At 44.1% G+C, this 14534-nt stretch carries 10 protein-coding genes; 6 read left to right on the top strand and 4 right to left on the bottom strand.

Features of this window, described 5'->3' with window-relative positions; translation table 11 throughout:
- Position 1: 1 nt before the first annotated feature.
- Positions 2-2272 carry a DUF6020 family protein gene (locus FSB84_RS11050; RefSeq protein WP_130541502.1) on the bottom strand — a complete coding sequence of 757 codons (2271 nt, stop codon included), beginning with the start codon at positions 2270-2272 and terminating at the stop codon, positions 2-4.
- Between the two features lie 345 nt (positions 2273-2617).
- Between FSB84_RS11050 and FSB84_RS11045 the strand changes: the two genes are divergently transcribed.
- The 4 genes from FSB84_RS11045 (at position 2618) to FSB84_RS11030 (ending at position 9129) form a co-directional block, all read left to right on the top strand.
- Positions 2618-4786, top strand: coding sequence for a glycosyltransferase (locus FSB84_RS11045; RefSeq protein ID WP_130541503.1), 2169 nt, complete (start codon positions 2618-2620; stop codon positions 4784-4786).
- 635 nt (positions 4787-5421) lie between these two features.
- Positions 5422-7590 (top strand): glycosyltransferase, encoded by a 2169-nt coding sequence (locus FSB84_RS11040; protein ID WP_130541504.1) that lies wholly within the window; start codon positions 5422-5424, stop codon positions 7588-7590.
- Between the two features lies 1 nt (position 7591).
- Positions 7592-8389 (top strand): ABC transporter permease, encoded by a 798-nt coding sequence (locus FSB84_RS11035; RefSeq protein WP_130541505.1) that lies wholly within the window; start codon positions 7592-7594, stop codon positions 8387-8389.
- A gap of 2 nt (positions 8390-8391) precedes the next feature.
- Positions 8392-9129 carry an ABC transporter ATP-binding protein gene (locus tag FSB84_RS11030; RefSeq protein WP_158643853.1) on the top strand — a complete coding sequence of 246 codons (738 nt, stop codon included), beginning with the start codon at positions 8392-8394 and terminating at the stop codon, positions 9127-9129.
- Here FSB84_RS11030 and FSB84_RS11025 read toward each other — a convergent pair.
- Together FSB84_RS11025 and FSB84_RS11020 are read right to left on the bottom strand one after the other, a co-directional pair.
- Positions 9123-10412 (bottom strand): O-antigen ligase family protein, encoded by a 1290-nt coding sequence (locus FSB84_RS11025; RefSeq protein ID WP_130541507.1) that lies wholly within the window; start codon positions 10410-10412, stop codon positions 9123-9125. The two genes, FSB84_RS11030 and FSB84_RS11025, sit on opposite strands and share 7 nt — an antisense overlap.
- 30 nt (positions 10413-10442) lie before the next feature.
- Complete coding sequence (locus tag FSB84_RS11020) at positions 10443-11213, bottom strand: sugar transferase (protein WP_225980095.1); 771 nt, start codon at positions 11211-11213, stop codon at positions 10443-10445.
- A gap of 515 nt (positions 11214-11728) precedes the next feature.
- Here FSB84_RS11020 and FSB84_RS11015 point away from each other — a divergent pair.
- Together FSB84_RS11015 and FSB84_RS11010 are read left to right on the top strand one after the other, a co-directional pair.
- Positions 11729-13534 carry an ABC transporter ATP-binding protein gene (locus FSB84_RS11015; protein ID WP_130541509.1) on the top strand — a complete coding sequence of 602 codons (1806 nt, stop codon included), beginning with the start codon at positions 11729-11731 and terminating at the stop codon, positions 13532-13534.
- Positions 13535-13581: 47 nt separating this feature from the next.
- Entirely contained in the window at positions 13582-14007 is a 426-nt protein-coding gene (locus tag FSB84_RS11010; protein WP_130541510.1) for a DUF983 domain-containing protein, read from the top strand.
- Positions 14008-14011: 4 nt separating this feature from the next.
- Here the strand turns inward: FSB84_RS11010 and FSB84_RS11005 are convergent, their stop codons facing one another.
- Positions 14012-14461 (bottom strand): DUF2721 domain-containing protein, encoded by a 450-nt coding sequence (locus tag FSB84_RS11005; protein WP_130541511.1) that lies wholly within the window; start codon positions 14459-14461, stop codon positions 14012-14014.
- Between the last annotated feature and the right edge of the window lie 73 nt (positions 14462-14534).

Genomic DNA, 14534 nt, shown 5'->3' with positions numbered 1-14534 from the left:
CTTATTCCTTTGCATCGCTTTCTTTCTTTTTAGTAGTCATAATAAAGAACCACTGGAACCAGAACGATACAAATACAAAGTATACAAATCTGAAATCCTGCTCCAGTGAAGCAATGACGAGGGAAAGGACACCGGCCAGCCATGGCAGGAACATGATCCAGGAGAATTTTACATTTCTTCCACTCATATAAACTGCCAGTACAAGCAACAGGATATTTGCGAGGCCCACACGCCAGAGAATGGTAACCAGGCCGTCATGCTCCGATAATCTCAAATATTTCTTTGCCATCTCAACGCCACCTTTCCATGAATGCGATTCCAGTCCGTTATCATTTCTTACAATATGTGTGAGGTAGCGGAATGTTACATATTCAGGCTGGGAAACATTCCATGCAATACTGGAACCAAGGAGTTTATCCCATATGATCAGTCTCGGATTATCCTTAAAACATTCCAGGTAAGTTTTGATCACTTTTTCAGCAGGTACAAAATCGAGCTTATTCAACATCACCCATTTTGTTTTGAACATATACAGGTCAGGAGAATAAGGATTGTATTTATCGAGCCATTCCTGGTGTGGTAAAATCGTATCCATGAATGCTGCATCTGCCGGGAGCTTTCCGTTATACTTCATCACTGCAGCGATTCCTTTTGCCGGCGGCACCAGTTTGATGGATGCGGGATTACCGATCACGTATGGCGTATTCACAAAAAAGGTCTTAAAAGAAAAGATCATCACTACTGAAAGAGCCAGGCCCGCCAATACAGCCAGGTTCCTGTATTTCCATACATAGAACAAAAGGCCCGCCAGGCAAAATACAAATATGATGATACCATTATGCCTGAACAGCGAAGTAAAGAAAAGCGAAATGGCCAGATCAGGTACTACTGCATATTTCTTTTGATAATCGTTACACAGCAGTTTTATGATCACAAGGTTCAACCAAAGAACGGCAGCAGCAAATGGAATGTCTTTCCAGAGCGTCACCATGAGGATACCGTTATTTGGCATCACTGCAAATGCCGTAATGAGAATGTACAAAGCCTTTTTGCTTACTCCTCTTCTATACAGGAAGCAGCCGAACCTCGATACGATCACAGACATGAAGATGATCTGCAGCAGCACCGGACTTGCGGGATTTTTCCAAACAAGCAAGGCAAGTTTATTGAACAATGTATGCAACACAGGGTGCCAGTCGTTCCATTGTTTTGTACCCGTGGCGATCGCCCATTGCACATGGGAATCATCAGACAGGATGCCGGGATAAAAAGTCACCAGCCATAAACACCATGTAAGAAATGGGATCAGGAAGAATTTCCACCAAATCCCCGACTCCTTTACTTCCTCTCCAGTATGTGTTCCGTTCTTATCCATGATATGCCTGCTCAATCGAATGGTAGCATAGATGAATGCAATGGCTGTAACCCACCACCAAAGAACGATAAGCAGATAGCAGGCCACTGCCGGAATACCAATAGGTTCTATGGGAGAGAAGAGAAACAGGGCAGTGCCTGCTGAAGCAAAGGCAGCATAGATTGCAATTAACCATAATCCCAGTTTCTGGTATTTGGAAAAAGCACTGATCGCACCATCCGCAAAACCTTTCCCTGCCCACCATCCAATGATCACAGACAAAATGATCAGCTCCCATCTTTCATCCCTGTGCAATAAGAAATTATTGCTGTATAGAAATATGATCAGAGCAGCCCAGCTCATCGCTCCTGCAATAGCTGCTGATTTTCCGGGTAGCCATACAATCCCCAAAGTGATCATTGCTATTATCAGGAATGCGCACAGGTAGATCAATACGATATTATGAACCGGCCAGGGAGCTGAATGATAAAATGCAGAAGGATCCGTAATATGATAAAGAAAGGTTGTTTCAGCGGGAGCATAAAGGTCCAGCGTGGTATCTTTTTTTCCTTCCTGTATTCGCAATTTGCCAGACCAGGGATGTGTAAGTATCCGGATTGCAGGAGAAGACGGATCATAGAGACGGATTTTCAGGGAAGCAGGCTCGGAGCGATTAAACAGAATTCGCCCGCTCTTCATTTCCCAACCTGTTTTCTCCAGATCGATCTTTGTGAGATCGTAAACGCTTCCCTGGTTGGTAACTTCGGTTATCCATACTTCCGTAGCGTTTGATGCCGGTGATTTTTCAGACAGGGCAGTCAGTGTTACTTCCGCATAACTGCTTTCTTTTGCAGCAACAGGCACCCAGCAATCCCAGGCTGCTACCAATATGATCACACTGAGTGCAAGGCCGGCCAATGTGCTGGCCCGGTTTTGTAATGCCTGAGAAAATTGAAAATTCCTATAAGCATACCAAAGAAAAATCAATACACCGGCCCCCAGGAGAATCGACTGCCATACCGGCAAAATATTTGAACTGAATATACCAAAGCCCGCAGCAGCGAGCAGAAATATTACACTACGAAAGAATAATTTCATGAGTTGATCAACAGGTTGGGTTAAAGTTTGGCAGTCTTTTCAAAAACCGCTTAAAAATAGAACATATTTTGATTTTCCACAGAACGCTATGCCGTCAGCCCCCGGACGGCCTGTGCTTGACGTAATGAACCGCAAAGCATACATTTGCACAATATTTAATAATTCGTGAAATATTGGCTCCTAACAACTGAATATCCTCCTTTTTTTGGAGGCGGGATTAGTACTTATTGTTCTTTCACCACCAGGATGCTGGCTGCTAATGGCCACCAGGTAACGGTATTTGTACCTGATATGTCCATCTCCAAAGATGTTATCAGCGAATCCGGTAACATAAGAGTGATCCAGTTTGCCGCCAATAAAACTGGCATGCAGGCCTGGCTTGGTTATGATGCCTTGCTCAGTTATGAGTTTGCCCATACTGTTGGAGAATACCTTAAAAGAGAATCCAGACCCGATATAGTTGAAGTGCAGGATTATCACGGCATCGGTTATTATCTGCTGATGTATAAGCATTTTGGTTACGAACACTTCAAAGACCTGACTATCCTGACCACCATTCATGCAACAGCGTTGCTTTACATGAAGGTGAATAAAGAAGCTGTTTACGAACTGCCAGCCTATTGGATGGGCGAAATGGAAAAGTTCTCCATACTTGCCAGCGATATTTTAATAGCGCCCAGCAAATACATCACAGATCAACTGGCAGCCGATTTCCGGTTAGGGGATAAAGAAGTAACAGTTGTTCCCAACCCTATCGAAACTTCTGCTTCACTGCCAGACCTTTCATTTGAACGCAACAATATTGTATTCTTCGGAAAGATGGTGTACATGAAGGGAGGCTTTCATCTGATCGAATATTTCAAAACCTTATGGGAAGAGGGCTTCAGCCATCCACTGAAGATCATCGGAGATGCAGATTTTGTGCTGCACTCTGAGGGCATTCTTGCCAAGGATTATATTCAACGCAAGTATAAAAAATACATCAGGGCCGGATTATTGCAATTGACCGGCAAACTTCCTTTCGCAGAAGCACAAAAACATCTGGCCAAAGCGCATGTGGTGATCATCCCAAGCCTGATAGATAATTTTCCCTACACAGTACTTGAGACCATGCAGCAGGGGAAAATAGTATTGGCATCTAAACAAGGGGGCCAGATCGAAGTGATAGAAGATGGAAAAGATGGATTCCTTTTTGATCATGTTTTTCCTGAAAGTTTTTTTGATCAACTGAAAAAGATCCTTGCACTGAGCGATGAAGAGGCCCGGAGCATTGGCAGGAATGCCTATGAAAAGATCAGGGATCGATACAATCCTGCCAGGATATATGAACATAAGATACAGGTGATCGATCTGTTCCTGCAAACAACAAGAACGCCTAATAAGACCTTTCCCTACATCAAACATATTCCCGTCAAGATCTCGCCGGAAACTTTAACTGCGAAGAGCTCAACGAAAGGATTACTCTCAGTGGTGATCCCTTATCAACAAGCAGGAGATCACATACAGCGGGCAGTGGAATCAGTCATCAATTCCAGTTTTAAGAATGTAGAGATATTGGTTGTTAATGGCCTGTCAGATACAGAAAGCTTTAAAACATTGCAGTTGCTGGAGCTGCGTTATCCTGAACTGCGTGTTTTGAATAGCCACGATGCAACGATCAGTCAGATGAGGAATTTTGGGGCAGCGCAGTCCAAAGGGGAATTCCTGGCTTTCCTGAATGCTGACGACAGTGTTGCATCCAACTATCACGAAAAGGCAATAAGGGTATTGCAGCAATTCGATAATGTTCATTTTGTTGGGTCCTGGACAGCATTGACCGGAAGCAAAAAGGGATATAAGATTTCAGTTATGCCTGAAGCTCCTTATTTTCTTCTGCACAATACCCTTAATAGTACTGCCCTTGTTTTCAAACTTTCTTCCTTCCTCAGTACCGGAAATGATGAGCGTATGAAAAACGGAATGGAGGACTGGGAATGCATCGTGAATATGAGCGCCAAAGGGTTCACAGGAGTTGTCTTACCTGAGGCATTGTTCCATCAGTCTATACGAAAGGCAAAGGGTGCCAGAAAGGCTTCAACAAACGGCGCACTTTTTTTACATACTTACATAACACAAAAACATCAGGATTTCTATTCAGATCATATTGCAGACCTGATGGGAATATTAAACGCAAATGGGTCCGGCCTGAACCTGAAGAATCCCACACAGGATAATTTCACCGGCTTATTCAGTTCAGCATTTCTAAATAAGCTGTTTATACGGGCGAGAAGCTTTGTAGCGAAGAACTATTACCTGAAAAAAATAGCATTAAAGGTTATCGGCGCCAAACGATAAAGAATGCAGGAAAGTATATTCGCACTGTTAGCATTCTGTTAAAAAGCGGCCACTTAATTTCGTTTGTGCGTCTATGTTACAACAGGGAGTTTTCCTCCTTAATACTAATGAAGGAAGAGATATTTTTCATCATTTTTTAATGTCGCGTCAAAACAATTGGGGGCGGTCACAGAATCCGCGTCAATACTATTCAATGCAGCAATCAATCGGAAGAATACAATCAACAATGTGTAAAGTTCGGTAACTGGAATTGGGTGAGAATACAATTACATGTGGAATGAAAAGCTACAAAATCTACATTTGCATTATAAAATTAAACAGCTACTGCAGCGGTTATTGAATAAATGGCATCAAGTATGCATGAAACTGAAGATGCCGCTCCATTACCCATATGTAGTGTTCGATTTTCCTGAAGCAGGAACCAGCCCCAACAAAGTAACATTCATTCGGACTGACCGGAGAATTGGAAACTCCCGCATAACAGCATTGTATGCAGGATATTCATCATTCCGGGAGAAAGTATTGTCCGGATCCGAGGTTCCCCAAAGAATCACGAGACAACCGCACATGAGGATTTCAATGATTCCAGGATTTCAAACACGTAAACCTGATAACGGTAATATAAATCTTAAACTATGAAGTATTGGCTCCTTACCACAGAATTCCCGCCATTTTACGGAGGTGGCATCGGTACCTATTGTAATTTCACTGCACAAATGCTGGCTGCCAAAGGTCATCATGTAACTGTATTCGTTCCTGAATGGAACACTCCCACTGATCTGATTTCAGAAACTGATAATATAAGAGTCATCCGCTTTGCCCCCAACAGGACCAAAACACAGGACTTCATGGGCTATATCGCAATGTTAAGCTACGAGTTTGCACATGTGGTAGGGGAGTATATGAAGAAAGAATCCAGACCGGATATTCTGGAAACTCAGGATTACCAGGGAATTGGTTATTACCTGCATATGTATAAGCTCTTTGGTTATGAAAATTTCAAAGACCTGACTGTAGTCACTTCAATTCATGCTACCGCACTTTCTTACATGAAGGTGAATAAAGAGCCTGTTTTCAAACTTCCTGGTTTCTGGATGGGCGAAATGGAAAAGTTTGCCGTACTGGCCAGCGATCTGGTAATAACTCCCAGTAATTATATTGTAGACAGGCTTGCTGAAGATTTCCGGGTGAGAGACAGGGAAGTGAATCTGGTGCGATACCCCATCAAAAGCAATGCTCCAAAGCCTGACTTTTCTTTTGAGCGCAACAACATCGTCTTCTTTGGGAAAATGGTGTATACCAAAGGCGGCTTTCACCTGATAGAATATTTTAAGAACCTATGGGACCAGGGCTTTACGCATTCATTGAAGATGATCGGAGAGACCAATCTGCATCTTCATCTGGAAGACATGAATGCGATGGATTATATCAATTCCAAATACAAGAAATATATAGATGAGGGATTGCTGATATTTACGGGCAAACTGCAATTAGCTGAGGCTCAGAAACATTTGAAGAAAGCCCATATTGTGATCATTCCCAGTTTGATTGATAATTTCCCTTATACTGTAATGGAAACCATGCTGGAAGGCAAGGTTGTACTGGCTTCCCGCCAGGGTGGCCATTCCGAATTGGTGGAAGACGGTGAAACCGGTTTTCTCTTCGATCATACTGAACCTCAGACTTTTTTTACCCAATTACAGAAAGCGCTGGCCTTGACGGATGAAGAAATTTCCTTATTCGGCAAAAAAGCCTATGAAAAGATCATAAATGATTTTAATTTCGCAACCATTTATGAGCAAAAGATGCAGGTGATCGAGCGTTATTTGCAAAAGAAGACTGCATCCAACCGGACCTTTCCTTATATCAGACCTGTGCCTTTGACCGTGAAAGCGGAAGAGTTGGCGCTGAACGGAAGCAAAAAGGAGCTTCTTTCTGTGGTAATACCTTATTATAATCTGGGCGACCTGGTGATAGAAACGGTGGAATCTGTGCTGAAGTCCACTTATAATAACCTGGAGATCCTGGTGGTTGACGACGGTTCCAATGCGGAAAGCCAAAAGTCTTTAGCTACTTTGAAAGCGAAATACCCTGATGTGATCGTATTGCACAAAAAGAATTCAGGGTTAAGTGATTCCAGGAACTATGGCGCTAAACATGCCACCGGGGAGTACCTGGCTTTCCTTGATGCAGATGATCTGATTAATCCGGATTATTACGAAAAAGCTGTAAGGGTATTGCAGCAATATGACAATGTTCACTTTGTTGGTTGCTGGAGCAAATATTTCGAAAACAATGATGGATACTGGTTGTCAGTTACGCCTGAACCTCCATTCATTTTGTTCCACAATACCATGCATTGTGCTCTGATTTATAAAAAAGCATCCTACCTCACAACTGGTAATGATGCTTCCATGAAACAGGGCCTGGAAGATTGGGAATGTATTGTGCATCTGACGTCAAAAGGCCTGGGTGGGGTTTCCCTGCCAGAGGCATTGTTCCAATACAGGGTAAGGACCAATTCTATGATCAGAAAACTGACCAAGGCCAAGTTCCTCGACCTGTATTCATACGTAGCCAATAAACACCAAAGGTTCTATGCAAATTATGCATCTGACCTTGTCAATTTGTTGAATTCGAATGGTCCGGGACTTTACCTTGATAACCCAACGATTGACAAAGCTACTCATGGCATAACCGGTCCTGTGATCATCAATAAATTCAATTCAAGATTAAAGAATATCGTAAGCAAAAACTATTACCTCAAAAAAATTGCTCTTAAAGTAAAAAGACTAATTGAATAGCATGCTCCCAAAACTCATAAAAGACTGGACCAAAAGCAAGAATAAGATCGAAAGGATTTGGTTGCTGGCGAAGATAGAATTCAAACTCAGATATTACGAAAATAGGCTCGGTCTCTTATGGGCGCTGATCAAACCGCTGATGGATATGGTGATTTATTACATCGCCTTCAAAACGATCCTGAAAACGGACCAACCGAATTTCGCCTCCTATCTCTTCATCGGTTTGATCATGTGGAACTTCTTCCTGGAATGCACTACCGGCACCATTCAATTGCTGTATACCAAAAAGTATCTCTATGAATACAGCAATATGAACAAGTTCGAGATCTATATCTCCACCCTGTTCGCCAATTCCATCGGCTTCCTGTTCAACTTTATTATCTTCCTGGTATTCTACAATTTTATTGAACTGAGAACGCTGGCCATCGCCCCCTCAAATATCTGGATGCTGTTCCTCTTTGTGAACCTGTTCATCCTGTCACTGGGCATATCATTGATCCTCTCCAATATTTATATCGTAGCAAAAGATATTTCCCAGATCTGGGTGGCTTTTTCAACCTTCCTTTTCTTTTTGTCGCCTATCTTCTATAAGCTGGAAACTTTCAAGAACTCACTCCCTGCACTTGAATATGCCAATCCCATTGCAGGTATCATCATCAATGCAAGAAGGGTGATGCTGGAAGGGCGCGCACCTGATATGCCTCTGCTACTGGCTGATTTCGGTTATGCGGCACTGTTATTATTTTTCGGATTGGTATTACTGAACAAGCTGGGCGTAAAGGCGGCTGAAAAATTATGATCATGCAGAACAAAGAGCTCGCAATAGAAGCAAAGAACATCAGTAAAACCTTCCGTATCACGGAAGACAGTCACAATACCGTTAAGCATAGATTATTCAACCTGTTCAAACCCGGGCGCGCCAAACGGGTGGAAGCCATCAAGCCGATGGACTTCGATATTTACAAAGGCGAGTGCATTGGCATCCTGGGAAGAAACGGTTGCGGCAAATCCACACTGATCAGGTTACTGGCTGGCGTATATCCCATTGACTCAGGAGAGATCAATATCAATGGCACAACGCTTTTGATGAACCTTGGCGTAGGTATGAGCCACCAGCTCACCGCGCGTGAGAACGTTTATGTATCTGCTTCAGTACTTGGACTCACCATCAAAGAGATAGATAAGATATTCGATAAGATCATCGATTTTGCAGAATTGCGTGAATTTGTGGATACCAAGATCCGCTTCTTTTCTTCTGGTATGGTAGCCAGGCTGGGTTTCTCCATTGCCGTAAATGCAGGCGCAGATATCATGTTCCTTGATGAGATCTTTGCTGTGGGAGATATGCGTTTCCAGGAAAAAGCAGTGAAAGTATTCGAGAGTAGCTGGATTGAAGGGAAGACCGTAATCCTGGTCAGTCACTCGATGGATGTGATCCGTCAGTACTGCAGCCGTTGCGCTTTCATGAAAAATGGCAGCCTTGTTTTTTACGGCGATACGCAAACCGCTATCGATATGTACATTTCAGATAATCACTGATCCTGCCTGCGGCAGCTGACAATGAAAGTGATCAGGAAACCCAGCATATAATTCCCCTGGCTACGATCGATATAGGTTTCAGTGATGCATCCGAATGCGAGGGCCACAATGATACAGGCCCCAAGCCAGTCGCGGCTTTTCAGGCAATACAGCAGTGGCAAAATGATCCAGGCAAGCAGGAATAATATCAGCCCGGTAAATCCGGTTGCCACCAGTACATCCAGGTAAGTATTATGAAGATTACGCCTGGTTTCAACGCCCATCACAAATCCATTCATTTTATACGCTTCCATCAGTTCATCCATCTTATCCCCGATACCTGTGCCCAATACTGGATGTTTCTGCACAAGTTCCCATCCGCATTGCCATACAGCCAACCTGATATTGGCTCCGTTCCACTGATCAGGCTTCACTTCCATATCATAATGGCTCTCCACTCCCCTGCTGGAATAATCGAACTGGCGATACCCCAATTCCCTGAATCGATTGATGGTTTTAGGAAAAAGCAACACCAGCATCAAAGCACCAAGCACCAGGCCGGACATGATGTACAATCCCAGTTTGTATTTTCTTTTCAGCACCATTCCATAAAGCGCATAGAGGAATATGGAACTATACAGTAAGATGATATTCATCCTGCTGGCCAGCAGAAAATGGAAAACCAGGAAGAAAGCACCTATTACAAAACTGATTGCCCGTGAAAAAGGCCAGGCGCCGGATTCGATCAGGTAAACGAACATGTACAGTGTAACGGTGAGCAGTATGGCAAAATAGGAGGATTGCCAGCCAATAGCCACCGTCAGCGAATCATTATAGAACCAGGAGCTCTCTCCTGTTCTGATAACAACTACCATACTGCAGATAAAAGTGACAACGGCTGCCAGTAACATCACCATAACCCAAAGCGCCATCAGTCTCTTCTTCAAAAGATCTCCGATCCTGATAGTACCGATCGCAATGGGGAACATCAGCATGGGTAAGCGCAACACCACCATCTCCAATCCTTCTTTCTTATTGGAGGAATACAAAACACTCAAGACCTGCAGCAGAAAGAAAACGATCATTCCCGCAACAGCCAGGCGACGGCGTAAGAGCCAGCCTTTCTCTCCGTGAGTATTGAACAGGAAACTATAAACGAAAAGCAATCCGAACAGAATATTATTCACCACGGGCATGCCGGGTAAAAAGAAACTGATCATGAATCCGGCGAACAGGGCATACAATCCCTTCTCTTTGACGGGGATTTGCAGTCCTTCCGGATCTGTCAGAAATATGGATCGCATAAGGAAGATTGAGAACTGTAGTAGCGCTTACTAGTTCAGGTTTTTTACCTGTACAGTAGCGGCCCAGTTTGATTTGGGCGCGGGCAGCGCAGGTTGAGGAGCATCTTTTCCTGAGAACTTATGCCAGAAGGTACGGGCAGTCTGAGCTGCCGTCTTGCGCACAATACGCATGTCCAACCAAAAATTGGCATTACGGATATAAAATGCATCGAACTGATAACGATGGAAGATGCTCTCGAAATTCTTTGTGGGCCCTCTGAATCCTTTCACTTGTGCCAGACCGGTAATACCGGGCTTCATCATGTTCCTGAATTTGTAATGAGTGATCACAGAAGAAAAGACATTACAATCAGCATGCATATGCGGCCTTGGACCAACCACACTCATTTGTCCTAAGAACACATTAAGGAACTGGGGAAATTCATCGAGATTAGAAATGCGGAGAAAATTACCTACTCTGGTAATGCGAATATCATCCTCTGCAGCCTGGCGGGTATTGGCATATTCATTCACAACCATGGTGCGGAACTTCAAGCAGCGGAAACTTCTTCCGAAACGGCCAACCCTGCGTTGTACGAAAAATACAGGCCCGGGAGAGTCCAGCCTGATCAGTATTGCAATGATTGGGATCAGCCAGCTTAGAATTCCAACAATCACCAACAGGGAAAGGACAATATCAAATACCCTCTTAACAATAAGGTAGTTACGCTTTTCTTCTACGTAAGTCCTGAAGGCGACAGTATTACTATTAAATCCGGTTTTTCTTTCAAAGGAATGGACCGGCGAAAAGGACGTTATCATCATCGTAATTAAGGCTTTTCCTCAAATCAGAGGGTCATTCAAAAAAATTCCTACTTACGCCTTGAGGCAGCAAAGTAAACAAATTTTATTTATAACCATAAGACTAAACAGTTCTAAAATATATTTAAAACAGTGTTTTCCAACCTGGAAACTCGTTCTTCATGTGACAAAGCGCGCAAACTAAACGTTGCTTCCCGGTATTTATTTTTACACTGCTCTGCTTTAACATCCTCTTTGCTCGGGATTTTGTGTATGAAAGCAACATACGTGCCCAAAATCTGTTAATACTGTCATAATGACTCCAAAACACCTGATTTCCAATAAGTATCATCTACACATTCACGAACACCCGAAAAGATTCATAAAACTTTGGCTAAACAAGACTGCCCCTTGCTTGTTATGATGTTGCAGGCTGTTCGGACATTCATATTATCCATGATATATTTGTACGATATTGTAGAATTGTTGATACATCCTGAAGTATTACTCAATATTTCCCCAAGCTTTGACAGAATATGAAAATTCTTTTTACCTACCTCAAACCATATAAATGGCTGGTGGCCCTAACCCTTGTTCTGGCCGCTATCAACTCAGGTTTTGCATTAATGGACCCGATCATCTTTGGCAGACTGGTTGACCTTACCAACGATTACCATAAGAACACGGGCAACTATACCTGGCAGCAGTTCTTCACACAGGCATATAGTGGCGTGCTCTGGCTATTGCTGGCCAGCATCACCATTGCCATGATCAGCCGCATCGCCAAGAATATCCAGGACTATTTCCTGAATGTAGTGATCCAGAAATTCGGTGCAAAGGTTTTTACCGATGGATTGAAACATGCCATGAAACTTCCGTATCAGGAGTTTGAAGACCAGCGCAGTGGCGAAACACTTAGTGTATTGCAAAACGTGAGGACCGATACGGAAAGATTCATCACCAACTTCATCAATATCCTTTTTGGTGTATTGGTGGGTATCGTGATCGTAATGGTGTATGCAGCCATCAATATTCACTGGACAGTTCCCATCGTATACCTGGCCGGCATCTTTTTACTTACTACCATCACCAATTTACTGAGTAAGAAAATCAAGGCTATCCAGAAAACGATCGTCAGCCAGACTACCAGTCTGGCCGGTTCCACCACGGAATCCCTGAGAAATATTGAACTGGTGAAGAGCCTTGGCCTCACCAACCAGGAAGTGGAAAGATTGAACAAGAATACCTACAAGATCCTTGGACTGGAACTCACGAAAGTGAAGAAAGTGAGAAGCATCAGTTTTGTGCAGGGAACTCTTGTGAATACACTCCGCCAGGTGATCCTTTTCATCCTGATGTACCTGGTGTATCATAAGCACGGCATAACAGGCGGACAGCTGGTGACCATGCAGATCTACTCCTTCTTCATCTTTGGTCCATTACAGGATATCGGCAGCATCCTGCTTTCCTACCGTGTGGCTGAAGCGTCGCTGAATAATTTCAGGGATCTGATGAACAAGAAACCCGAATCACAACCTGCCAATCCAAAACACCTGGGCAATATTCAGACACTCGAATTCCAGCAGGTGGCTTTCAAACACCAGAGCGCGCAAACCCGCGCCATCGAGAATATCAGCTTCACTGCTAAGACCGGTGAGACCATCGCATTTGTAGGGCCATCAGGCTCCGGTAAGTCCACCCTGATGAAAATGCTGGTTGGACTGTATCGTCCGCAGGAAGGACGGATCCTGTACAATGGCATCGATGAGAACAATATCGATTTTGAAGACCTGCGTAACCAGATCGGTTTTGTAACGCAGGACACACAATTGTTTTCCGGCACCATCCGTGAGAACCTCCTCTTTGTAAATCCCTCCGCAACGGATGAAGAACTGCTCATTGCGCTGAAAAAAGCAGCCGTTACGCGCCTGCTCGAAAGAGCTGAGAAAGGACTGGACACCATGATCGGAGAAGGTGGATTGAAATTGTCCGGTGGCGAGAAACAACGTTTATCCATAGCCCGTGCCTTGCTGCGCAACCCTCATCTCCTGATCTTCGATGAAGCCACTTCCTCACTGGATAGCCTGACCGAAGACGAGATCACCAATACCATCAAGGATGTTTCTTCCAAAGGGAGCCAGATCACTATCCTGATAGCCCACAGGTTGAGTACTATCATGCATGCAGACCGCATCTATGTGCTGGAGCGCGGTGATGTGGTAGAGACTGGCACGCATGAGAGCCTGCTGGAAGAGAAGGGACTGTATTATGCCATGTGGCGTCAGCAGATCGGTGAGCGCAAGAAGCCGGTAGCGACCCCGGAGAACGAAGTCACAGCGTGATAAAGGTCAATTTCCTGTAGAAATAAAGTGGTTATCTTTGCGGGATTATGAGCAACCAAGTATCCAGGCCCAATTTTTTTTGGAGCATCCTCACTATGAAATGCCCACGTTGCCGCCGCGGCAATATGTTCAATAACAAAAACCCGTGGAACCTGAAGAAGGTTTTCGATATGCCGGAGACCTGTCCGGTATGTGCGCAGCGGTATGAAATTGAAGTGGGCTTCTGGTATGGAACCGGCTATGTGAGCTATGCTTTGTCTGTGGCGCTCTCTGTAACTACATTCGTAGCCTGGATCGTACTGATCGGTATGTCTGCTCATGATACGCGGTTCTTCTGGTGGCTTGGGATCAATATCTTTTTACTGATCTTTTTGCAACCCTGGCTGATGCGCCTGAGCCGTGTTATCTATCTCTACTTCTTTGTGAAATACAATCCCAATTACAAAACTGAAGAGCCGGTAAGCGAGATCTGATCCATCATTTATCTTTTTCTTCTTTTCCACGCAGGATTTCCACCAGGAAATTGGTGCGGGTCACTTCTTCTATATCACTGAGCGCTACCTCAAGCGCTTTGGTGGAAAGGAATATTTCGATGAGAGACAGAATCAGGCTCACCATAAAAGCAGCAATGCTGATAGCAAAGATCATGTAGCTGGCTTCCTCCCACTGCCTGAAGATGCAGTACATGCATACCACACAGAAAAGAAAGCTAAGCACTCCGAACAATTGCATCGAGCGGATCAACCTGATCCTTACGCGAAGATTTCGGATCTGTTGTACGATATGTTTTTCAGCAGGGTCTTTGCGATATTGCTCCCGGAGATTCCGGATCAGGCTTGCCAGCGCCAGGAAACGGTTGGTATAGGCCAGCATCAGCAGTGAGATAGCCGGGAATAGCAGTGCAGGGGTGGTGATAGACAATTCCATGCGGTTGATTTACAACATAAATATACCCAAAAATAAAGCCCCGCTCAGTAGCAGGGCTTCATCAATCCTATGA

Origin of the sequence: Pseudobacter ginsenosidimutans (assembly GCF_007970185.1) — a bacterium.
Taxonomy (GTDB): Bacteria; Bacteroidota; Bacteroidia; order Chitinophagales; family Chitinophagaceae; genus Pseudobacter; species Pseudobacter ginsenosidimutans.
The sequence above is the reverse complement of the archived record's forward strand: the minus strand, read 5'-3'. Positions and strand labels throughout refer to the sequence as shown.

What these genes read in the sequence shown, in the direction of transcription:
- FSB84_RS11040 (WP_130541504.1), top strand. Translation starts at nt 5,422, where the DNA reads ATGAAGTATTGGCTCCTTACCACAGAATTCCCGCCATTTTACGGAGGT.
- FSB84_RS11035 (WP_130541505.1), top strand. Translation starts at nt 7,592, where the DNA reads ATGCTCCCAAAACTCATAAAAGACTGGACCAAAAGCAAGAATAAGATC.
- FSB84_RS11030 (WP_158643853.1), top strand. Translation starts at nt 8,392, where the DNA reads ATGCAGAACAAAGAGCTCGCAATAGAAGCAAAGAACATCAGTAAAACC.
- FSB84_RS11025 (WP_130541507.1), bottom strand. Translation starts at nt 10,412, where the DNA reads ATGCGATCCATATTTCTGACAGATCCGGAAGGACTGCAAATCCCCGTC.
- FSB84_RS11020 (WP_225980095.1), bottom strand. Translation starts at nt 11,213, where the DNA reads ATGATAACGTCCTTTTCGCCGGTCCATTCCTTTGAAAGAAAAACCGGA.
- FSB84_RS11015 (WP_130541509.1), top strand. Translation starts at nt 11,729, where the DNA reads ATGAAAATTCTTTTTACCTACCTCAAACCATATAAATGGCTGGTGGCC.
- FSB84_RS11010 (WP_130541510.1), top strand. Translation starts at nt 13,582, where the DNA reads ATGAGCAACCAAGTATCCAGGCCCAATTTTTTTTGGAGCATCCTCACT.
- FSB84_RS11005 (WP_130541511.1), bottom strand. Translation starts at nt 14,461, where the DNA reads ATGGAATTGTCTATCACCACCCCTGCACTGCTATTCCCGGCTATCTCA.